The 22,182-nt window shown below is 68.3% G+C and carries 18 protein-coding genes; 13 read left to right on the top strand and 5 right to left on the bottom strand.

Annotated features, from left to right (window positions below):
* Nucleotides 1-64 precede the first annotated feature (64 nt).
* The 5 genes from ACI3KU_RS07740 to ACI3KU_RS07720 all read left to right on the top strand — a co-directional run bounded on the left by ACI3KU_RS07740 (nucleotide 65) and on the right by ACI3KU_RS07720 (nucleotide 6,320).
* Entirely contained in the window at nucleotides 65-838 is a 774-nt protein-coding gene (locus ACI3KU_RS07740; RefSeq protein WP_404921730.1) for a FadR/GntR family transcriptional regulator, read from the top strand.
* Nucleotides 839-1,063: 225 nt separating this feature from the next.
* Nucleotides 1,064-2,332 (top strand): ABC transporter substrate-binding protein, encoded by a 1,269-nt coding sequence (locus tag ACI3KU_RS07735; RefSeq protein WP_404921729.1) that lies wholly within the window; start codon nucleotides 1,064-1,066, stop codon nucleotides 2,330-2,332.
* 5 nt (nucleotides 2,333-2,337) lie between these two features.
* Nucleotides 2,338-3,294 carry a carbohydrate ABC transporter permease gene (locus tag ACI3KU_RS07730; RefSeq protein ID WP_404921728.1) on the top strand — a complete coding sequence of 319 codons (957 nt, stop codon included), beginning with the start codon at nucleotides 2,338-2,340 and terminating at the stop codon, nucleotides 3,292-3,294.
* Nucleotides 3,294-4,121, top strand: coding sequence for a carbohydrate ABC transporter permease (locus ACI3KU_RS07725; RefSeq protein ID WP_404921727.1), 828 nt, complete (start codon nucleotides 3,294-3,296; stop codon nucleotides 4,119-4,121). Before ACI3KU_RS07730 ends, ACI3KU_RS07725 begins: the two co-directional genes overlap by 1 nt.
* Before the next feature lie 54 nt (nucleotides 4,122-4,175).
* Complete coding sequence (locus ACI3KU_RS07720; RefSeq protein ID WP_404921726.1) at nucleotides 4,176-6,320, top strand: right-handed parallel beta-helix repeat-containing protein; 2,145 nt, start codon at nucleotides 4,176-4,178, stop codon at nucleotides 6,318-6,320.
* A gap of 236 nt (nucleotides 6,321-6,556) precedes the next feature.
* On the opposite strand, the gene galK is transcribed toward ACI3KU_RS07720, so the two are convergent.
* Nucleotides 6,557-7,729, bottom strand: coding sequence for a galactokinase (gene galK / locus ACI3KU_RS07715; RefSeq protein WP_404921725.1), 1,173 nt, complete (start codon nucleotides 7,727-7,729; stop codon nucleotides 6,557-6,559).
* A 106-nt stretch (nucleotides 7,730-7,835) separates the two neighbouring features.
* Nucleotides 7,836-8,999, bottom strand: coding sequence for a galactose-1-phosphate uridylyltransferase (gene galT, locus ACI3KU_RS07710; RefSeq protein ID WP_404921724.1), 1,164 nt, complete (start codon nucleotides 8,997-8,999; stop codon nucleotides 7,836-7,838).
* Nucleotides 9,000-9,102: 103 nt separating this feature from the next.
* Between galT and ACI3KU_RS07705 the strand changes: the two genes are divergently transcribed.
* The gene (locus ACI3KU_RS07705; protein WP_404921723.1) at nucleotides 9,103-10,077 is read left to right on the top strand and encodes a LacI family DNA-binding transcriptional regulator; all 975 of its coding nucleotides are present in this window, start codon (nucleotides 9,103-9,105) and stop codon (nucleotides 10,075-10,077) included.
* Between the two features lie 175 nt (nucleotides 10,078-10,252).
* On the opposite strand, the gene ACI3KU_RS07700 is transcribed toward ACI3KU_RS07705, so the two are convergent.
* Both ACI3KU_RS07700 and ACI3KU_RS07695 read right to left on the bottom strand, forming a co-directional pair.
* On the bottom strand, nucleotides 10,253-12,592 hold the full coding sequence (locus ACI3KU_RS07700; RefSeq protein WP_404921722.1) for a beta-galactosidase: 2,340 nt from the start codon (nucleotides 12,590-12,592) through the stop codon (nucleotides 10,253-10,255).
* A gap of 142 nt (nucleotides 12,593-12,734) precedes the next feature.
* On the bottom strand, nucleotides 12,735-13,700 hold the full coding sequence (locus ACI3KU_RS07695) for a serine hydrolase domain-containing protein (RefSeq protein WP_404921721.1): 966 nt from the start codon (nucleotides 13,698-13,700) through the stop codon (nucleotides 12,735-12,737).
* A 137-nt stretch (nucleotides 13,701-13,837) separates the two neighbouring features.
* Between ACI3KU_RS07695 and ACI3KU_RS07690 the strand changes: the two genes are divergently transcribed.
* The 7 genes from ACI3KU_RS07690 to ACI3KU_RS07660 all read left to right on the top strand — a co-directional run bounded on the left by ACI3KU_RS07690 (nucleotide 13,838) and on the right by ACI3KU_RS07660 (nucleotide 21,072).
* Nucleotides 13,838-14,737, top strand: coding sequence for a PmoA family protein (locus ACI3KU_RS07690; protein ID WP_404921720.1), 900 nt, complete (start codon nucleotides 13,838-13,840; stop codon nucleotides 14,735-14,737).
* Between the two features lie 113 nt (nucleotides 14,738-14,850).
* On the top strand, nucleotides 14,851-15,957 hold the full coding sequence (locus ACI3KU_RS07685) for a Gfo/Idh/MocA family protein (RefSeq protein WP_404921719.1): 1,107 nt from the start codon (nucleotides 14,851-14,853) through the stop codon (nucleotides 15,955-15,957).
* A complete protein-coding gene (locus ACI3KU_RS07680) occupies nucleotides 15,954-16,889 on the top strand; it encodes a hypothetical protein (protein WP_404921718.1) in 936 nt (311 codons plus the stop codon). Before ACI3KU_RS07685 ends, ACI3KU_RS07680 begins: the two co-directional genes overlap by 4 nt.
* Before the next feature lie 309 nt (nucleotides 16,890-17,198).
* Nucleotides 17,199-18,491 carry an ABC transporter substrate-binding protein gene (locus ACI3KU_RS07675; RefSeq protein ID WP_404921717.1) on the top strand — a complete coding sequence of 431 codons (1,293 nt, stop codon included), beginning with the start codon at nucleotides 17,199-17,201 and terminating at the stop codon, nucleotides 18,489-18,491.
* 12 nt (nucleotides 18,492-18,503) lie between these two features.
* A complete protein-coding gene (locus ACI3KU_RS07670; protein WP_404921716.1) occupies nucleotides 18,504-19,502 on the top strand; it encodes a carbohydrate ABC transporter permease in 999 nt (332 codons plus the stop codon).
* Nucleotides 19,499-20,407 (top strand): carbohydrate ABC transporter permease, encoded by a 909-nt coding sequence (locus ACI3KU_RS07665; protein WP_404921715.1) that lies wholly within the window; start codon nucleotides 19,499-19,501, stop codon nucleotides 20,405-20,407. Before ACI3KU_RS07670 ends, ACI3KU_RS07665 begins: the two co-directional genes overlap by 4 nt.
* A complete protein-coding gene (locus ACI3KU_RS07660; protein ID WP_404921714.1) occupies nucleotides 20,404-21,072 on the top strand; it encodes a hypothetical protein in 669 nt (222 codons plus the stop codon). Before ACI3KU_RS07665 ends, ACI3KU_RS07660 begins: the two co-directional genes overlap by 4 nt.
* Before the next feature lie 95 nt (nucleotides 21,073-21,167).
* Here ACI3KU_RS07660 and ACI3KU_RS07655 read toward each other — a convergent pair whose 3' ends face one another.
* Complete coding sequence (locus ACI3KU_RS07655; RefSeq protein WP_404921713.1) at nucleotides 21,168-22,178, bottom strand: LacI family DNA-binding transcriptional regulator; 1,011 nt, start codon at nucleotides 22,176-22,178, stop codon at nucleotides 21,168-21,170.
* Nucleotides 22,179-22,182: the final 4 nt, after the last annotated feature.

The following is a 22,182-nucleotide window of genomic DNA, read 5'->3' as shown; positions in this document are numbered from 1 at the left end:
ATATGTCTGCTCTTTGGCGAGTGTCGAGGATCGTCGTCGGACCGAGGTCAATAGAGTGGCTGGCATGACAGCACCCGCAGAGCACCGCGACGACTCCGCCACCGTCGCTGTTCCCGCGCCCGCGCGGGGTCGCGCGCCGATCGACCGGATCGGAGTCACGGTGCTCAAGGAGCTGGTGCAGTCGATCGTGTCCGGAGAGTTCGCTCCCGGTGACGTCCTTCCGCCCGAGAGCGTCATCAGTGCGCAGTTCGGCGTCAGTCGCACGGTCATTCGCGAGACCATGAAGCGGCTGCAGGAGAAGGGGATGGTGACCGTCGCGCAGGGGCGCGGGACCAATGTCAACCCGACCACGTCGTGGAACGTGCTGGACCCGCTGGTGCTCTCGGCGATGATCGGCAACGACTCCACGCTGGGTGTCCTGGATGACCTCAGCGTGGTGCGTGCCGCGCTCGAGGCGGCGATGGCGGCGGCTGCCGCGGCTGCGGTGGACGATGAGGCGCGTCAACGCCTCGCGGACGGTCTCGCAAGGATGGCCGAGCGTGTCGATGATTCCGCCGGATTTCGTGAGGCTGACGTTCAGTTCCACATCTCCGTGATGGAGCTCGCGGGCAACGTGCTCGCCGAGAACATCGCACGCGTCCTCATCCGGCACGCGGTCGGCAGTGATCGTTTCACCGGAGTGGACCCGGCTCGCGCGTTTGAGCTCACCCTCGCCGAGCATGAGCGCATCGTCGAGGCTATCGCCGGCGGGGATCCTGAAGCAGCGCGAATCGCGATGAGCGAGCACATCCTGGGTTCCTGGTCCCGGCGGCGGCTTCCCTCCGAGCGCCACGCCTGACTCGGCTTCCCTCTGAGCGCCACGCCTGACTCTGCTTCCCTCCGAGCGTTACGCCTGACTCGGCTTCCCTCCGGCGGGGGTTCCCTCGGCGCGCCCCGCATCGAGGGCGTCTCGACATCAGTCATGTGATGTTTGTTGAGATATGTCGTAAGACGTAGTATGTTTCATCGGCGAGGCCTCCGCACCAGGTCTGCAACACATCCCATCACCGTTGAGAGGATCGCAATGAAGCGAACAATCGCCATCTCCGCCCTGGTCGGCGCGGCCGCACTCGTGCTCACGGGCTGCGGCGGCGCTTCGCCGTCCGGCTCCACCGCAGCGACGGGCGGCGGCGCCGGAGACAAGCTCGTCGTCTGGAACTGGGGCGATGCGGACGAGGCCGCGGCCGCCTACACCGCCGACGTCAAGGCCGCCTTCGCGAAGGCGCACCCCGACGTCGAGGTCGAGATCGTCAACCAGCCGTTCGACCAGTACTACACGCTGCTCGGCAGCGCGATGGAGGCGGGCACCGGCCCAGATGTCGCCCTGTTCAACGGTGGGACGCAGCTGAAGAGCCGGGTCTCCTCGCTCGTTCCCGTCACCGACGAGCTCGCCGACCTCCAGGACACGCTGGCCGGCTGGCCCGCCTTCGAGGCCGACGGTGAGACCTATTCGGCGCCGATGTTCCTGCAGGGGTTCCCGATCTACTACAACAAGGCGCTGTTCACCAGCGCCGGCCTGGACGCAGACAACCCGCCGAAGACCTGGGATGAACTGACCGCAGCCTGCACCGCCATCGTCGACAAGACCGACGCCTCATGCTTCGCGCTGGGCAACAAGGAGGGCCTCGGCATCGAGTTCTTCCTCTCCGGGTTCGGCTCCGGAGTGTTCACACCCGACGAGTATGACGACTGGATCAGCGGCACGCGCGACTGGACCAGCGAGCACGCCACCCAGGTGCTGCAGATGTGGGCCGATTCGTCGAAGGCCGGGTGGTACAACGACGGCGCCAACTCCACCGCCATGTTCAACGACTCCTTCGACCTGTTCTCGGCCGGGAAGTCGGCCATGGTCATCGGGCTGATGAGCGGAACAGCGCACTGGAAGCAGTTCGACGAGTTCCTGGGTGCTGACCTCGGCTTCATGATGCCTGTGACGGTGAACAGCGGTACGACCCTCGGGCTGCCCGCAGAAGGCGGCATCGGCTACGCCGTGTTGAAGGCCGACAAGAAGGAACTCGGCAGCGACTGGATCCGCGCCACGGTCGACCACGACGCGCTGGCGGCGTACTCGCTGGCCGGCGGACAGATCACCTCGGACACCACCATCAAGCTCGACACCGACATCGCGTCTGCCAACGACATCGTGGCCGAGCTCGGCGGGAGCAAGCCGCTGCTGCACACCGCGCTCGAGGGCGAGACGCTGGATCTGCTGCACAGACTGGGCCAGCAGCTGCTCGGCGGCGAGGTCACCGTTGCCGACGCCGCCGCGCAGCTGGCGGCCTCGGAGGGCTGATCGCGGTGACCACCGACACCACCTCGACCCGGAGCGTTGTTCTCAAGAACAGGGCTCCGGGCCGCGGCCGGGTTGACACCGGCCTTCCGCTTCGCAAGAAGCCGTGGACGAGCGAGCGCATCGCGCCGTACCTCATGGTGCTGCCGGTCATCCTCATCCTCGTGGTCTTCCGCCTGTACCCGCTGCTGCTCGGTGTGAACTACTCGTTCACGGGAGACAAGGAGCTCAACGGGCAGTTCATCGGCTTCGACAACTACCTGACGCTCCTCGGCGACCAGCGATTCCAAGCGGCCGCGCGCAATGTCCTGGTGGTTCTCCTGTTCGTGCCGATCCAGGTGTTCGTGGCCGGGATCCTCGCCACCTTCGTCTTCCTGCGCATCCCGGGCCATCGCTTCTACCGCAGCGTGTACTTCCTGCCCGTGGTGCTCTCGCCGATCATCATCGGCGCCATCTTCAACATCCTGCTGGCTGCCAACGGACCGCTGAACGCAGCCATCGGCGCGGTCGGTCTTCCTGGTGTCGACTGGCTCGGACTCCCCGGTACCGCCCTGCCGTCCGTGCTCGTGGTGCACATCTGGGCGACGTTCGGCATGGCTTTCACGATCTTCCTCGCCGGCTTCGCGACCCTCGATGCCGAACTGCTGGACGCCGCGAAGATCGATGGGGCGAACCTCCGTCAGCAGATCGTGCACGTGATCATCCCGAGCCTCAGCCAGACCATCCAGTTCGTGTTCGTCACCACCACGATCGGCATGCTCACCGGTCTGTTCGGTCTGCTCTACACGATGACGGCCGGCGGCCCCGGGGCCGCCAGCTATCTGCCGGAGTTCCTGATCTGGAAGCTGAACGGCGAAGCCCGTCCGGCTCTGGCCTCGGCGGCATCGGTGTTCCTGCTGCTCATCGTGCTGGTGATCGGTCTCATCCAGATCCGCGTGCTCCGCCGCGCCACCAAGGAGGTCTGATGCGCAGGGAACGCGCCGCGCGGTGGATCATCGCCGTGCCGATGATGCTGCTGGCCATCGCGACCATCTACCCGATGCTCTACGGGCTGAACATCTCGTTGAAGACGCGCAAGGACTACGTGCTGGACCGCCTGGGCTTCACCCAGACGTTCAACATTCAGAACTACATCGACGCGTGGGTGAACGCGGACATGGGGCGCTACTTCCTCAACACGATCATCGTCACGGTGTTCTCCGTCGCGCTGCTGCTCGTGCTGGCCTCGATGTGCGGCTTTGCCCTCAGCCACCTCACCTTCCGAGGCAGTCGCCTGTCCTTCCTGGTGATCCTCGCGATGATGATGATCCCGTTCCAGGTGATCATGGTCCCCACCATCAAGGTGCTGAGCGACATGGGACTGATCAACACCTTCCCCGGACTGATCGTCGCCTATGTCGCCCAGTTCCTGCCCTTCACCGTCTTCTTCATGACCTCCTACTACTCGGGGATCCCGAAGGAGCTGACCGAGGCGGCGCGCGTGGACGGCAACGGTCTGTTCGGGGTGTGGTGGCGCATCATGATCCCGGTGGGCAAGCCCGCACTCATCTCGATGGGCATCCTCAACGCCCTGTTCGTGTGGAACGACATCCTCATCGCGCTGCTGATCATGCAGTCGCCCCAGAACCGCACGGTGATGGTGGGCGTGAGCGCGCTGCGCGGTCAGTACCCTGACAATGTCCCCACCTACATCGCGGGCGTGCTGCTTGCGGTGCTGCCGATCATCGTCGTCTACCTCATCTTCCAGCGTCAGATCTCCGCCGGTGTGACCGCCGGCGCCACCAAGGGCTGAGCTGGTCCCCTCGCGTGGAGCATCGCGCACCGCCGGAACTGTGAAGGAGCAGGAGTGAGCACCGACCGGATCGAAGTGCATGTGGCGTCCGACGGCTCGCCCTACGCCGACGGGTCGCGCGGCTACCCGACCAGTAGCCTCGCGCACGCGCTGGAGCTCGTGCGGCGTCGTCGAGAGCCGGGCCAGCGTGCCGTGATCTGGATGTCGGGAGGCGACTACGAGCACACCGCCCCCGTGGTCTTCACCGCCGCGGACTCGTTCACCTCGGTGGTCGCCGCCGACCCCGCCGACCCACCCGTGCTGCGCGGCGCCGCGCGGATCACCGGCTGGCGTCCGGTGACGGTGAACGGCGTGGACGCCTTCGCCGCTCCCGCTCCGCGCGCCGTCGGGCGGCGGCTCTACGTCGATGGTGTCGCAGCGGCCCGCCCCCGCCATCCGCGCACCGGTTTCCTGCGCGTGGCGGAGCAGGACGGATTGGATCCGGCGGGCAGTTTCGTCGGCACTCTGTTCGACGGTGCCGCGTCGTTCCGCTTCTCCGAGGGCGACATTCCCGACCTCGCGCAGCCGCACGCCGTCGAGATCGTGGTCCCGCACTACTGGGTGCAGGAGCGGATGCCGATCGAGACCATCGATCGCGATGCCCACACCATCACCAGCTCGCTGCGCAGCATCTTCGCGCTCCGCGATGACGCGGCGGCGCTGTTCGCGCGCTACTACCTGGACAACGTGGCCGAGAGCTTCGGTGAGGTCACGGGGGAGTGGTACCTCGACCCGACCGGCGAACTCGTCGGCGCCGACAGCGCTCAGGTGCTCTACCTGCCGGAGCCGGGCACGGATATCGCTGACCTGGACGTGCGTCTGCCCGTCGTCGATGCCTTCGTCGTCCTGGCGGGAACGGCGGATCGACCCGTGCGCGAGGTGCGGTTCGAGGGCGTGCGGTTCGTGGAGGCCGACTTCGCCGAAGTGCCGGCGGCAGCCGCACCGTTCGGTGTGCGAGAGGATCCGCAGCTTCCCGCTGATGGGCGCTACGCCTCCGACGTGCAGGCGGCCAGCACGGTCCCGGCAGCGATCCGTTTCGAGCACGCGCGCTCCTGCGCTCTGCTGGGTGGTGCCGTGGAGCGGGTCGGCGGCTACGGGGTCAGTCTCGGCGCCGGCACCCGCGGTGCTCTCATCAGCGGCGTCGAGTTCCGCGATCTGGGCGCCGGCGCTGTGCGCAGCGGTGGCGGGATCGACGCCCTCGGACCGGAATACAACCAGGCCAACGAGGTGTCGGACTGCGTGATCGAGCGTGGTGGCCAGGTCTATCCGAACGCCGTGGCGGTGCTGTTCCAACACGGCTCGCACAACGTGATCGCGCACAACGAGATCCGTGATTTCCGCTACTCCGGGATCTCCGTCGGCTGGATGTGGGACTACCTGCACAGCCCGTCGGAGGGCAACCGCATCGAGGGAAATCACATCCACCATCTCGGCGGTGGTCTGCTGAACGACATGGGTGGCGTCTACCTGCTGGGCATCGCGCCCGGCACGGTCGTGCGCGGCAACCACATCCACGACATCGACTGCGCCAACTACGGCGGCTGGGGCATCTACCTCGATGAGGGCTCATCCCACGTGGTGATCGAGCAGAACGTGGTGCACGACGTGTCGAGTCAGGCCTATCACCAGCACTACGGTCGCGAGGTCATCATCCGCGACAACGTGTGGGCCTTCGGGCGCAATGGGCAGGTGTCGATCACGCGCCCCGAGCAGCACGTGTCGTTCACCTTCCATCGCAACATCGTGGTGGGGGCGGGGATGCCGGCATTCGTCGGCTACCCCGATCACCGCGACATTCGACACTTCCGCATCGACAGCGACCTCAACCTGTTCTGGGATGCCGCGCCGGTTCCCGATGCGACGCGAGCGGCGAACGCCGAACGTGAGACGCAGCCGGATGGCTCTGTCGGTTTCGAGATCATCGAACACCTGGACTCCGAGTGGGAGCGCCTCGGACATGATCGGCACTCGCTGACAGCGGATCCGCTGTTCGTGGATGTCGCCGCCCGCGACCTGCGCGTGCGAGAAGGATCTCCGGCCGAAGCTCTGGGGATCCGGGTTCCCGACGTTCGCGCCGCCGGCCCGCGTCCGCTTTCCGAGCGGCGTCATCCGCTCGGTGCTGCGACTCGGGCAGACCCGTTCGCGCCGACCCAGGGCTGAGCTCGGATTGACGCAGCGCTGATCTCGGATGTGAGGATCACGTGGTGCGCGCTGGAAATGATCTTCCGACGCGGAAACTCTTCTGCTCGTGATCCGGATGAGCGTTGAGGCGAGACGGCCCAGGGCGCTGAGGCGCGGTCGAGTGGGTCGGAGAGCCTCGCGATACCGTGCGACTGCTCGGGTGATGCGTGCGACTGCTCGGGTGATGCGCGTGACTGCGCGGGTGATGCGCGTGACTACGCATCGCGGCGGGGACCCTCGGACGGGACGATCGGGAAGACCGACGGCTCCGTGAACCCGGCTGCCGCGAAAGCCGCGCGTACCGCGGACTCGACGGCGGGGGCATCCTCGATACGAACCAGGGCGATCGCGGCACCGCCGAAACCGCCGCCGGTCATGCGGGCACCGATCGCGCCCGCCGCGAGGCTCGCGTCGACGGCGAGATCCAGCTCGGGCGTCGAGATCTCGAAGTCGTCGCGCATGGACACGTGGGAAGCCACCAGCAGCTCGCCGATCGCCCCGGGACCCTGCTCGCGAACGGTGCGAACGGTGTCCAGCACGCGCTGATTCTCCGTCACGATGTGGCGCACGCGACGGAAGGTCACGTCGTCGAGCTTCTCCTCCGCGAGAACGAGGTCGGAGACGGCGAGGTCGCGCAGGGCGGGAACTCCCATCTCGCGAGCGCCGAGTTCGCAGGACTCACGTCGCGCGCGGTAGCCGCCGGTGGCGTGCTCGTGCGAGGTGCGGGTGTCGATCACGAGGATCTCGAGCCCCGCCGCCTGGAAGCCCACCGGCACCGACTGGACCTCCAGGGTGCGGCAGTCCAGGAACGTGGCGGCATCGGCGCTCCCGTGCATCACCGACATCTGGTCCATGATGCCGGTGGGTGCCCCGACGGCCTCGTTCTCGGCCTTGCGCCCGGCGACCGCGAGCACGGTGGCGTCCGCGCCGAGGCCCCAGATCTCGTTCATCGCGGTGGCCGTGGCACCCTCCAGGGCTGCGGACGACGACAGGCCCGCCCCGACCGGAACATCCGAGTCGAAGGCGAAGTCCAGCCCGGTGGTCGACGCGTCTGGGAATGCGGCGCGCAGTGCCCAGGCGACGCCGAGGGGGTAGGCGGCCCAGGTGGGAACCGCGGGCTCACCGTCGGTCGGGAACAGGGCGTCGAGATCGGCGAGGGCGATCTCGACCGGCTCCGGGGAGAAGGAGGAGATCACGCGGATGCGGTCATCGTCACGCCGTGCCACGGCGGCGAACGTGCGTGCGGGGATCGCGAACGGCAGCACGAAGCCGTCGTTGTAGTCGGTGTGCTCGCCGATCAGGTTGGCGCGGCCCGGGGCCGAGTACACGGCGGTGGGCTCGGCGGCATACGCGGTGCGGAACAGGTCGCGGGCAGTGGTCTCGCTCACGGGGTCTCTCTTACTTCTGAGCGGCGTCGTCGCCGGTGGATGCGGTGTCGGGGTGGCCGTGCGGACGGCCGGTGGGGGTGCGGGATGCCCGGTGGGTGGATTCCGGTCAGAGCGTGACGGAGGCGATCGCGGCACGGATGCGCTCCGCGGCGGCCTCCGGTGCCACATCGCCGATCCACGCGCCCATGGCGGCTTCGCTTCCGGCGAGGAACTTGAGCTTGTCGGCACCGCGTCGCGGGCTGGTCAACTGCAGGTGCAGGCGTGCGCCGCCGCGCGCGCGGTTCACCGGTGCGGCATGCCACGCGGCGATGTACGGCGTCGGGTCCTCGTAGATGGCGTCGACTCCGCGCAGCAGCCGCAGGTAGAGGTGGGAGAGCTCGGCCCGCTGCGCCTCGTCGGTCTCCGCGAAGTCCGCGACGTGGCGGTGCGGGACCAGGTGGATCTCGATGGGCCATCGTGCGGCGAACGGCACGAACGCCGTCCAGTGCTCTCCCCGCAGCACCACGCGCGGGCCCGCCTGCTCGAACTCGAGGATCCGGTCGAACAGGTCGTCGCCGAGCTGATCGATGGACTCGAGGAGCCTCGTGGTGCGCGGGGTGACGTAGGGGTAGGAGTAGATCTGGCCGTGCGGGTGCGGCAGGGTGACGCCGATGGCGGCGCCGCGGTTCTCGAAGACGAACACCTGCTCCACGCCCGGCAGAGCGGACAGCGCCGCGGTGCGGTCGGCCCAGGCCTCGATGATCGTGCGCGCCCGCGAGGGCGTCTGGGATCCGAAGGAGCCGGCGTGCTCCGGGCTGAAGCAGACCACCTCGCAGCGACCCACCGATGTGCGGGTGCGGCCGAGCCCGAGCTCGGCGAGATCGTCGAGTCCACGGGGCGCGTCCTCGGCTGCGGGGGCGGCACCGAACGCCTCGGCGAGTTGCGGACCGAACGACGGCGACTTGTTCTCGAACACCGCGACGTCATAGCGCGACGGAACCTCGGACGGATTGGTGGGCGTCTGCGGCGCGAGAGGGTCCAGCTCGGCCGGCGGCATCATCGCGCGATTCTGGCGAGCTGCGGCGATGGAGACCCAGTCGCCGCTCAGGACGTCCTGGCGCATGGTGGCGGTCGCGGGCCGCGGATCCAGGGCGCGGGCGTCGACGGCGCGTGCGGCCGGCAGCGTGGTGTCCGCGTCATCGAAGTACATGAGCTCGCGACCGTCGGCCAGGCGCGTGCTGCGCTTGATCACTCCGGCACCGAGTGTGCTCACCTGCTGCTCGACGTCCATGACACGTTCCTCTCTCGGGTCTCGACCCGTGCGCCAGCATAATCAGCGAATGATGTTGACGTCAACATGCCTGTCTTGGCCGGGATATGGCACCATGTGAGGCATGACTTCCGCACGCCGCCCCGCGATGAGCGACGTGGCCACGCTGGCCGGAGTGTCCGGGCAGACCGTGTCACGTGTGATCAACGGTCACGACAACGTCAGCCCCGATACCCGGCTGCGGGTGAAGCGCGCGCTCGCGGAACTCGGCTATCGTCCGCACCGCGCCGCTCGGGCCCTGCGCACGGGGCGATCCGAGGTGCTGGGCGTGGTGGTTGCGACACTGGAGACCGTCGGCAACTCGCTGATGCTGCAGGCGGTCGCCGCGGCCGCCGAGCGCGAGGGATACTCGATCGCGCTGGTGTCGCTGGGGGAGAACGTGGCGCTCGCAGACGCCGTAGACCGGCTCGCGGAGCAGGGTGTCGACGCCGCGGTAATCGTCAACGAGGCGACGCGATACATCGCCGATGTGGTGAGCGCACCGATCCGCCTGGTGCTGGTCGATGCGCCCGCCGATGTCCCCTACCCCACGGTCCGCTCGGATCACGAGCGCGCCGCGTTCGAGCTGACCTCGCACCTGCTCGCGCGGGGCTTTCCAGCGCACCACATCGCGGGTCCCGCGGATTCGTTCGCGGCGCAGGCCCGCGAGCAGGGGTGGCGGCGTGCGCACGAGACAGCAGATCTCGTGGCGCCCGATCCACTGCGGGGCGACTGGACCGCGGAATCGGGACGGCGACTGGGAGCGGAGCTGGCCCGTGCGTCCGAGGTGCGCGCGGTGTTCTGCGCGAACGATCAGATGGCGCTCGGGGCGATGCACGCGTTGCATGCCGCCGGCCGGGCGATTCCCGCCGACGTCGCGGTGGCGGGGTTCGACGGCATCTCCGACGCCGTGAACTTCTGGCCACCGCTCACCACGGTCGAGCAGGACTTCGCCGGTCTCGCCGCGGCCGCGATGGGCTTGGCAATCGCCGACACCGACGTGCATCGCGTGATCCCGGCGCACATCGTGCAGCGCGCGAGTTCTGTGGTGGCGGATTGACTCCGACACCGACGTGCATCGCGTGATCCCGGCGCACATCGTGCAGCGCGCGAGTTCTGTGGTGGCGGACTGACTCCACACCGTGTGCGCACCGTGGTGGGCGAGCGCATGAGCATGCGGCGGATGCATGACGAAACCCCGGGATGGACCATTCGTCCGCCCCATGTTCATGAACTCACGACAGGCGCGGGAGGGGGTGCCAGGGGCCGAGATCACGAACCCGGGCAGTGATGACACGAGCGAGGGGGACCTGCGAACCGCGCTGGATCTCAGCCGCCGGGGCCGGCAGACCCACTGTCGATCGGCGGGAAAGCGGCAGTATTTCGAGCAGGAGTTCGTGCGCGCCGGGCGCAAGATCAGCCAGCGACACGTGCCAGGTGCTGCCGTCCCAGAACCGGTCGTCGATGATCTCGCTGTCACGGCGGAGACGAGCGGCATCGCCCTCCCAATCGATGGACAGGACGGTGTCCGTGGCGTCGGGCCGGACCGGCACATCGAGGACGATATGTGCGGCGAAGGCTTCGTAGTCCGGCTCGGTCGGGGCGGTGTGACGACCGTCGCGGAAGCCGTAGTCGGCAGGGACGTCGCCGCCGGCGCGCACCAGGTGCGCCGCGACCGGTGTGGGCTCTCCAACGGGCATCCGCGTCGTGCCGATAGCCGAATCGCGCATCACCGCGCGGACTGCGTGTTCTTCGTCAGCGTGCGTCACGTCGGCCACGGCATCCGCTTCGGGGCCATCCGGATGCACCGACACGAAGCTCCGGCCAGCGACGTCATATACCTGCACGAACGTCGCGCCACGGACCAGGACGCTTCCCGCCCCGTCGCAACGCAGATCGCCGTCGCTCAGGAACAACGTGCGGTTGCCGGCGTGCTCGATGACCCAGATCTGGTCGTGGACGGCAGCGGGGAGAACCAGGAGGTCGGCTCTCTCGCCAATCCGCGTCGTACCGAGCGGCAGCGGCGTCGCCGACCCTCCGATCGCAGCGCGCGGCGGCACGCCATCGACCGACACGAGCACCAGTGTCGAGCTGTCGCCGTTCAACAGCGTCACGGCCGACGCGGTAGCCCAGGACAGCCGCGCATCCCCCCAGTCGAGGTTCACCGGGAAGCGGGCGAGAGTACCCGGAGCGATCGTGATCGGAGCGTCCGGGAACACCACATCCGTGCCCCCGTGCAGCGTGAATCGCACGCCCGTCACCGGCTCGACCTGCTCGTGGGCGCGGTGATGAGTCACCATCACGAACCCGGTCGGGTCTGGATCGTCAGCGAGACGTGCAGCCCAGCGGAGCGTCTTCAGGTCGTCGGGGTTGGGAGAACCGGAATCAGGAAGGGCGGAGCGCAACTCGGCGAGACGGTCGCCGAAGGCCTGCAGGAACGCGTGCTGTACCCGCAGTGGAGCGAGTGCCGCGCCCGCTGTGCCTCCCTGTCCCAGCGGAGCATGGAAGTCGTAGCTGAGATCGGGGACGTCGTTGGGGTAGCCCGTCGCGTGCGATTCGCCCAGCCCTGGTCGCGGGTTTCGTCCGCCGGCAAACATGTAGTACCCCTGCCACGCCGATCCGTTGCCGATCTTGATGTGAGCAACCGCGGCGATATCGGCACCCGCGGGCACGGGCCGACGATGATAGGCCGTGGCCATGCCGCCGCCCAGCTCGCACGTGGCGGGCGGGAATCCGAGCAGGCGCGTGCCCGACACGGTGTCGCTCGCGCCGAGCGCGGCTCGCACGTCGGCTCCCGTGCCCGGGTCATCCCACTCGTGGGAGGGCACGAAGTGCTGACGGAAGCTCGGGTGCCAATCCTCCTGCGGATCCACCCAGAACCCGTCGGCGTAGCCGCCGAACAGCGGCATGACGCCGGTTTCCGGCAGCTGGGCCCCGCCCCAGGCCGTCGCCGTCCACAGCGGCGCGCGCAGACCCGCCTCGCGCGCCAGCTGCTGCAGCGTGCTGAGGTGCGCCGGCTGGTCGTACAGCTCGTTCTCCAGCTGGATCGCCCAGATCGCCTCCGACGCATGGGCGGATCGAGCGACCTCGGTGCCGATGCGGACGAACCAGGGTCGCACCACGGCGAGGTACGCCGGATCCTCGGTGCGGTGCGCGACGGGGAGCGCCTGCACGGCGTCGGGGAATCCCCCGTTTCTCACCTCGCCGTGCGCCCACGGTCCGATGCGCAGCACCACGCCCAGACCGGCGCGGTGCGCCTCGTCGATGAAGGCCGCGACATCACGGTCGCCGGTGAAGTCGGTGCTGCCATCGGCCAGCACGTGATGCGCCCAGATGACGTAGGTGGAGACCAGGGTGATGCCGTTGGCGCGCATCCGTTCGAGCCGCTCGCGCCAGCGCGCCCGAGGCACGCGGGAGTAGTGCAGCTCGCCCGACACCGGAACGACGCCTCGTCCGTCGCGAAGAACGGCTCGGTCGGTGACGACGATTCCCAGCGCCTCCTCGCCGGGTGCCGGCAGACTCGCGCGCCGCGGGGGGTTCGGCCAGTGCGGCACCGTTGCGATGAGGGTGGTCATCGGGAGTCTCCGATCGTTCGGGCCAGGACCAGGATGCCCGTGTTCTCGAGCATCCGAGGGACGACGTGGGGAACGCGCGCCCTCATCGTGAATCTGCGACCGCGCGCGCGATGACGAGGGACGACGCGGAGAACGCGCGCCCTCATCGTGAATCTGCGATCGCACGCGCGAGGACTGCCGCGTCGACTCCGTCGCGGATGGCGCGATTGGTCAGCAGGACCCACGCCAGCCCTGCGGTCGGATGGATCCAGAACTCCGTGCCAGCCCAGCCCCCGTGACCGAACACGGCATCATCGCCGAATCCGGTTGGCGCGATGTGCCAGCCGAACCCCCACTCCCGATCCGCCGCGGGTGAGGCGGGATCGAAGCGGGGCAGTCCGATCGTCTGCGGCACGCGCATGGCGTCGAGCGTGGCAGGAGAGAGGAACTGCTGGTCGTCGCCGGCCGTGATCCGCAGCAGTGCCGAGCCGAGCCGCAGCAGATCCTCGGCTCGTCCTCCGAGTCCGGCACCGGGATTGCGCTGCGCGGCGAACGTCGTCATGTCGTGTCCGGCGGCAGCCGCGTCCGCAATGGGATGCGCGTCGGCGAGATCGGCGGAGACCGCGTGCGGCGCGCCCAGCGATGTGAAGAGGTCGTCGACTTCCGCCTCCCAGCCCTGACCGCCGGCGTGCTCGATGAGCGCCGCGATCCCCGAGTAGGCGAGCGTCGAATACTCCACGGCGCTGCCCGGCGCGAAGACCTGCCCGCGCGTGAGGAGCTCGTGGCGCAGCGGCACCGCCGTGTCGAGCGGCGGTTCGTCGAGACCGGACCTGTGAGAGGCGAGGTGGGCGAGGGTGGGCGTGGCATCCGTGAACTCGGGAAGCGCCGCCTGAAGCGGGGTGTCCACGGTCAGTCGTCCGTCCTGGATCAATCGCGCCGCGGTCAGCGCGACGATCGGCTTCGTGATCGAGAACAGCGGAAAGCGGTCTGCGGGGTCCGCGCCGAACGCGACGAGTTCCCGCACCCCGGACGCGTCGGCGATACCGAGCACGGCCGACGGGAGGCGTCCGGACGCGACGTGGTCTCGCACGATGTCCCGGGGCGAACTCCTGTCATGTGTGCTGAGCATGTTCTCTCGCCTCTGAGTGATGTCCGAACAGGATGGGCCCGATGGTCAACCGTGCAATGGAAGCCACGATAGGACGGATAGCGCTTTCCCGCAATCCGTCCTATCGTGGACGCACCCCCCCATTTCGAGGAGAACTCATGCAGTTCATCGCCGCCGGTATCGACCGCGTCGCCTTGCGCGACGAGGGGCGCATCATCGCCGAGTACGTCTTTCGTCCCTCCGAGCCGCAGATCGAATCTCCGCGTCCGTATCTGACGCTGCGCACCCGTGCTGGGATCGACGTCACCGCGTATCGACCCGCCGACCATGTGTGGCACAAGGGACTGTCGCTCGCGCTTCCGGCGGTGGGCTCGCACAACTTCTGGGGTGGTCCCACCTACGTGCACGGCGAGGGTTACGTGCAGTTGGCGAACAACGGTGCGCAGGTACATCGTGGCCTTCGTGCGGAGGGGCATGACGACGAGCCCGCCCGCATCACCGCCTCGCTGACGTGGCGCTCACAGGGCGGCGACGCGGTGCTCGCGGAGCGGCGGCGCATCACGGCCGACGTCGTGGACGAGCAGACCTGGGCGCTGACGTGGGAGAGCGACCTGCGCAATGAGACGGATACCCCGCTGGCCTTCGGTTCGCCGACCTCGAAGGGGCGGGAGAACGCCGGGTATGCGGGCATCTTCTGGCGTGGTCCGGAGAGCTTCCGTGGCGGTGTCATCACCGCGCCCGACGGTCGGGTCGGCGACGAGGCACGAGGCCGCGTCGCACCCTGGCTCTCGTATGCGGCGCCGGATCGGTCCGCGGGAGTGCTGATGCTGAATGCCGATGCGGCATCCGACAGTGAGCCGTGGTTCGCGCGTTCCGAGGAGTACGCGGGCCTCAATCCCGCTCCGTTCTTCCACGAGGAGACCGTGCTGGAGCCCGGTGCGTCCCTCACGCTGGCGGCCGTGCTGCTCATCGGCGGTGCCGATGTCCACGAGCTCGCGCCGACCGCTGGTGCCGAACACGTCGCGCAGGTGCGGCGATCGGCGCTGGTCGCCCACTGACAGACGCTGAGACGAACGGTCCCTGCGTCTTCGCGCTGGGCAGATGACACGACAGATTCGCTCGAGCTGCGCACGAAACCCTCACCCATTGACCTTCACCGAAACGAGCTCTCATGACTCCACCGCCGATCCCTCATGATCTTCGCGTCGCCCTGGTCGGCACGGGGAGCGTCTCCCGCCTCCACGCCGAGGCAGTCGCGGCCTACCCGCACGCCCAGATCGTCGCTGTGACGGACCTGTATCCCGACAGTGCCGCGGCGTTCGCCGCGCAGTGGGAGGTTCCTGCCAGCTACCCGGACCTCACCCGGCTGCTCGCCGCGGAGCAACCCGATGTGGTCCTGGTGTGCACGCCTCCCGGAGCGCACCGCGGGCAGGTGATCGAGGCACTGGAGGCGGGCGCGCACGTGGTGGTGGAGAAGCCGCCGGCCGCCTCGCTCGCGGAGCTGGATGACATGCGTCGCGCAGCCCTGGCGGCAGACCGCCGGCTGGCCGTCGTGTTCCAGCAGCGCACCGGGACGGCCGCCGCGCACGTGAAGGGCCTGTTGGCATCGGGTGCGCTGGGTCGGCCGCTGGTCGCGATCTGCAACACGCTGTGGTTCCGCGACGCCGACTACTTCGCGGTGCCCTGGCGGGGGAAGTGGGCCACCGAGGGCGGTGGCACAACGCTCGGGCACGGGATCCATCAGCTCGATCTGCTGGCGCACCTGCTGGGCGACTGGTCCGGCGTGCAGGGGCGGCTCTGGCGGCTGGATCGGGAGACCGAGACCGAGGACATGTCCACGGCCACCGTGACCTTCGACAGCGGAACGGTGGCGCAGGTGACCACCAGCGCCGTATCGCCGCGCGAGACCAGTTCGATCCGCATCGACACGCAGCGCGCGACCATCACGGTCGATCACCTGTACGGACACGGTCACGAGAACTGGCGGATCACGCCGGCACCCGGTTTCGAGGCGGAGGCCGCGAGCTGGGCGTTCCCCGACCACGAGGAAGCCAGCGCGCACGCGCCCCTGCTGCGTGACGTCTTCGATGCGCTTCGCTCGGGAGGCGACCTGCCCGACACCGCGGATCACCCATCGCGTTCGTTCGAGATCGTCGCCGCCATCTACGCATCGGCGGCAGCTGACGGTGCGGTCATCACGCCAGCCGACCTGGCTGTACACCCCACGCATCGTGACAGTTTCGCGAGCCCGGTGATCGAGCGCCGGGCCACCCCGTGACCCATCCGCGCGCGCTGTATCGGGACCCGGTCTACGACGGAGCCACGGATCCCACGGTGGTGATCGACGGTGAGGGCACCTGGTGGATGCTCTATACCCAGCGCCGTGCCGATCACCCCGATCCCGGCCCCGGTGTGGCGTGGGTGCACGGCTCGCGGGTGGGCGTCGCTCGCTCAGACGACGGGCTCGCCTGGAGCTACGTCGGCACGCTGGCGCCTTCCGGCGCGGGACTCGAACTTGCTCTCGGCCCGCCCCCGCCGGACGTGGATCGTACGCACTGGGCGCCCGAGCTGATCCGTGTCGGCGACGAGTGGCTCATGTATCTGACCGAGATCGACGGCGTTCCGGACCGGTGGGAGGGGCATGAGCGGCGGATCGTCGAATATCGCTCGGAGGACCTCCGCCGCTTCCGTCGGTGCGGGCCGATCGACCTCGGCAGCGATCGAGTGATCGACGCCGCGGTGGCGCGCGTCGGCGACCGCTGGCGGATGTGGTTCAAGGACGAGGCAGCCCACTCTGTCACGCGCACAGCGGTGTCGGAGGATCTCCGGTCGTGGGTGCCCGACGGAGTCGCGATCGGTGGCGGTCCCCACGAGGGCCCCTTCGTGTTCCGGCTCGGCGGGTGGTTCTGGATGATCGTGGACGAATGGCGCGGGATGGCCGTCTATCGCAGCGATGACGCCGCCCACTGGCAGCGGCAGGGTGGGGCCGACGCGGTGATCCTGGGCGAGAGTGACGATGCCGCCGGGGTGCAGGTCGGTCGGCACGGCATGGTGATCGTGCGTGGCGATGCGGGCCTGCTGTATTACTTCACCCATCCGGCGTGGAGCGGCGTCGAGATCGCGGATGCCGAGAACAACGACCTGCGCCGCAGCGCGGTCTTCCGTGCTGACGTGCGTGTGGTGGACGGCATGCTGGTCTGCTCGCGATAGCCCATCACATCCTGCGTCCCCGCGCGGTCTTCCGTGCTGACGTGCGTGTCGTGGACGGCTGGTCTGCTCGCGATAACTCACACGCGCTGAGCTGACGAGCCCCTCACGCCCGCACCCGATCGATACACTGTGACCGGTCCCAGAGATTTCCCCCGTCGCGCATTGTGAGTCGTTTCAATCGGTGGTAATGTCCTGGCAAGCGCTTTCCCGTGCGGCTCTCGGATGATGATCCCCGGCGCCGGGCACACGCACACAGCACAGCACGGACACCGACGTTCGCCATCAGCGGGCGCCACAGAGAGGACAAGGATGTTCAGCAAGAAGCGACTCGCGGCGGTTGCCGCGATCACGGGTGCCGCACTCGCGCTCGCCGGCTGCGGAGGCGGCACCGATGCCGGATCCGCCGGAGGAGCAGCCACGCTCGACCCCAACGAGAAGGTCACGCTCACCTTCACCTGGTGGGGCAACGACGACCGCGCCGACCGCTACAACCAGCTGATCGAGAAGTTCAACGAGGAATACCCGAACATCACGATCAACGGCACCTTCACCGACTTCCCCTCCTACTGGGAGAAGCGCCAGACCGAGGCGGCCGGTGGCGGTCTGCCCGACGTCTGGCAGTTCTCCGACTCCTACCTCCGCCAGTACGGCCAGGCGGGCTACCTCCTCGATCTCAGCACCGTCAGCGACGAGATCGACATGTCCACCTTCGAGGACTCGCTCAAGGGCACCGGCCAGCTCGACGGCAAGCAGTTCTCCCTGCCCACCGGCTACAGCCTCTGGGCCAACTTCATCAACACCGACCTGCTGACCGCGAACGGACTCACCCCTCCGGCAGCGGACGCCACGTTCGACGACTTCGACACGTGGATGAAGGAGGTCACCGACAAGACCGGCGGCGCCGTCTACGGCGGCACCGACTACACCCAGCGCATCCAGCAGTTCGAGCTCAAGCTGCGCAGCGAGGGCAAGAACCTCTACACCGATGACGGCAAGCTCGGCTTCGACGAAGCGGAGCTGAAGGACTTCTGGAGCTCAGGAGACGCACTGCGCGACGGCGTCACGATCCCGCAGAGCAAGCTCGAGGAGATCAACCCGAAGTCCGGCTTCGGCGCGGGCCTCACCGCGAGCGAGATGAGCTGGAGCAACTTCCTCGGCGGCTACATCGCCGACTCGGGTGCCTCCTCGATCGAACTCGTCGCACCGCCGACGTACAAGGTCGGCACGAAGGACCTGTACCGTCAGGGCGGTCTGCAGATGGCCATCTCCGCGAAGACCAAGCACCCGGCTGCCGCCGCGGCCTTCCTCGACTTCGTGGTGAACAGCCCCGAGGCCGGCGAGATCTTCGGTACCACGCTCGGCTTCCCGGCCTCCTCCTCGAAGCTCGAGGGCACCACGCTGGAGGGTGTCGACAAGCAGGTCGCCGACTACATCGAGTCCGCTGCCGACCGCATCGGAGACGCCCCGCCGCCCGCCGTGGTCGGCTACGGCGCGCTGGAGCAGAAGTTCTGGGATCTCGGCAAGGCGCTGGGACTCGGCAGTGTCACCGTCGACGAGGCTGTCAAGCAGTTCTTCGACGAAGCCAAGGTCACCCTGGGCTGAGGCCCGGACATCATGACGCAATCGGTCTCGACGCCCACCCGGCGCGTCTCGCCCGCCTCCGCTTCCCGCTCGGCCGCCGGCCGGGCGGGAGGCGCCCCGGGCTCGCGCAACACCCGGGGACGGGCAGCACGCCGCCGCGAAACAGCGGCCGGCTACATCTTCCTGTCGCCGTGGCTCATCGGCTTCTTCGCCCTGACGGCGGGGCCGATGCTGTTCTCGCTCTACCTGGCCTTCACGAACTACGACATCTTCAGCGCACCGCGCTTCATCGGGTTCGACAACTTCACCCGCATGTTCTCCGACGACGTGTGGTGGAACTCCGTTCGCATCACGCTGATCTACGTGCTCGTCGGCACGCCGATCAAGCTCGCGGCCGCTCTGGGCGTCGCGATGCTGCTTAACTTCCGCAACAAGGGCAGTGGGTTCTTCCGGTCCGCGTTCTACGCTCCGTCGCTCATCGGTGCGAGCGTCAGCATCGCCATCGTCTGGCGGGCGATGTTCTCCACCGACGGTCCCGTCGACAGCTCTCTGAGCCTGTTCGGCATCAACATCGGCGGCTGGGTGGGCATCCCCGCCCTGGTGCTGCCGATGATGATCCTGCTGGCGGTCTGGCAGTTCGGTGCGCCGATGGTGATCTTCCTCGCGGGCCTGAAGCAGGTGCCGCAGGAGCTGTACGAGGCCGCCGAGATGGATGGTGCCGGTCCGTTCCGCAAGTTCGCCTCGGTGACGATGCCCATGCTGTCGCCGGTGATCTTCTTCAACCTGCTGCTGGAGATGATCAACTCGTTCCAGGTGTTCGCCTCGGCGTACATCATCGGCTCCGGCACGGGTGGCCCCGCCGGCGCCACCAACTTCTACACGGTGTACCTCTACACCCGCGCGTTCACGAACAGTCAGATGGGCTACGCGTCAGCGATGGCGTGGGTCCTGTTGATCGGCGTCGCCGTGCTCGCGTACATCCTGTTCCGCAGCTCCAACACCTGGGTCCACTACGCGGGAGATGACCGATGACCACCACCAACATCGGACTGCGCGACGCTGGCATCGCCCCCGGGGCGACAGCTTCTCGCCGCTCCATCAGCCGCAAGACCTGGCAGAGCGTGATCTGGATCATCGTGATGATCGCGATCACCGCGCTCGTGCTCTACCCGCTGGCGTGGATGGTGCTGGCCGCCTTCAAGCCCACCAGCGAGTTCGGCGCCAACCAGAGCTTCTGGCCGCAGAACCCCACCATCCAGAACTTCTTCACGGTGTTCGAGGGTGTCGGCGGCGTGCCGCTGTGGCGCTTCTTCCTGAACTCGTTCCTGCTGGCAGTGGGAGCGGTGATCGGAACGGTGTTCTCCGCGTCGCTGGCGGGTTACGCCTTCTCGCGGATCAACTTCCGTGGTCGCGCCATCTTCTTCGCCGTCATGATCGGCACGCTTCTGCTGCCGTTTCACGTGCTGATCATCCCGCAGTACATGCTGTTTCGCGGGCTCGGACTGGTGGACACCTTCGTCCCGCTGCTGATCGGCAAGTTCCTGGCCACCGACGCGTTCTTCGTCTTCCTGGTGGTGCAGTTCATCCGGGGCCTGCCGAAGGACATGGACGAGGCGGCCCGCATCGACGGCGCCGGTCACGGTCGGATCTACTTCTCGATCATCCTGCCGCTGATCAAGCCCGCGCTGGTCACGGCCTCGATCTTCGCGTTCATCTGGAGCTGGAACGACTTCCTCGGCCCGCTGCTGTATCTCAACTCGCCCGACAACTACCCGCTGCCCCTGGCGCTGCGGGTGTTCAACGATCAGACCAGTTCGTCGGACTACGGCGCGACGGTCGCGGTGTCGGTGCTCGCTCTGCTGCCGGTGCTGCTGTTCTTCATCGTGTTCCAGCGTTTCCTGGTGGACGGCGTCGCCACCCAGGGGCTGAAGGGATGAGTGCCGCATCGCAGATGCGGTCCCGCCGCGCGGCCGATCGGGCCGCGCGGTCAGGGAGTGGTCCGCTTCCGGCTAGCGCGCCGATCGCGCGCTTCCCGGGTGCCACGGCGAAGTTCGCGCTGCTGGGGGAGGTGCTGCTCGCCGGAGTTGTGGTGGCTGCGCTGTCGCTCCCGCTCGTGACCCTGCCGGCCGCGCTCGCCGCGGGCACCGCGCACGTCCGCCGTTTCATCGGGGCGGAAGGCTCGTCCATGCGACAGCTGCTCGCGGACTTCCGCGCCGCGCTGCGGGGTGGCATCGGCATCGGTGTCGCGGCTCTCGTGGTGGCCGCCGTTCTCGCCCTGGACATCCTGGTGGCGCCCTCGGTCCCCGGCGGAGCCGTGGTGGCCATCGCCGGGTGGGTGCTGCTGGTGGCGCTCGGCACGGTGATCGCGCTGGCCGCCGCGTCATTCACGCCCGAGGTCGGCTGGATCGCCACCCTCCGGCGCGTGCCTGCCGCGGTCGCGGCAGATGCGGGCGGCACCGTCTACACGGCGGTGGCGGTGGCCTTCACAGGCTTCATCACCACGGTGCTGGCCCCGCTCCTGCTGCCCGCGATGGGCTGCCTCGTGCTGGCCCTTGTCGCCATCCCCGAGCGCCCGCGCCGTACCGGAACACGGCGCGACTGATCACACGCACGCGAGGCGCGCTCGCGTCGGAGATCCGCGCAGATCGCCAGACGCAGCATTCCGCCGCCCTGGCTCCGACTTCGCGAGCACCGTCATCAATCGGCGCGGCGGTCCGAGCGACGCACCACGTGGTGCGGAACCACGTGACGAACCCCGACGGGCGGCGGGGTAGGCAGAAGATCGAGCACCGTATCGGCCACGGCGTCGATGCCGGGATCGATGGTGGAGAACGCCGGAAAATGGTACTGCCCCTCCTCCAGCCCGTCGAAGCCCATGACCTGCACGTCACCGGGAACCGAGATGTTCTCGCTGGCGAGTGTGTAGAGCGCGCCGAGGGCGAGTGTGTCGCTGAAGCAGAACATGCCGTCGAACGTCGTCCCCGAGCTCAGCAGCTCTCGCACTGCGCGCGACGCTTCGGCGCGATTGAAGTCGTGCACCGGGGCGAAGAGGGCGGGATCCACCCGTATGCCGGCACTGGCCAGCGCGCGTCGATAGCCCTCCAAACGCAGTCGTGACGTAGCGCCCGGACCGCTCTCCTGCACTCCGACGACGGCGATGCGCCGGCATCCGCTGTCCAGGAGCGTTGTCGTCGCCGCAGCGGCGGCGGCGATGTTGTCGATGCCGACGTGGTGCACGTCGGATCCCACGAGATTCTCCGCTTCCTCACCGATGAGCACCAGCGGCGAGGAAGCGTCCCGCCCGGCGACGTCATCAGCGGTCAACCCGAGCGGGCTGAGCACGATCCCGTCCAGCGCAGGAAATCCCTCGCCGGTCATCATGCGCAGCTCCGCGTCGCGGGCCCCATCGGTCTGAGCGATCAGCACCGTGAGGCCGCGCACCTGCGCGCGGCGCACGAAGCGGGATGCGAACTCGGCGAAGTAGGGCTCGCTGAGACGGGGGAGCACGAGGGCGATGAGCCCGCTGCGGCCGTTTCGCAGCTGCCGCGCCGCGAGATTCGGACGGTAGCCCATCTCATCAATGGCGGTGAGGATGCGTTCGCGTACCTCATCGCCCACCCACCCGGTCTGGTTGACGACGTTCGACACCGACTTCGCGCTGACGCCCACTCGCGCGGCGACATCGGCGAGGGTTACCCGTCGGGTCATCCCG

Source organism: Microbacterium sp. ZW T5_56, assembly GCF_044987425.1.
Taxonomy (GTDB): Bacteria; Actinomycetota; Actinomycetes; order Actinomycetales; family Microbacteriaceae; genus Microbacterium.
This window is presented reverse-complemented; position numbering and strand designations above follow the sequence as displayed.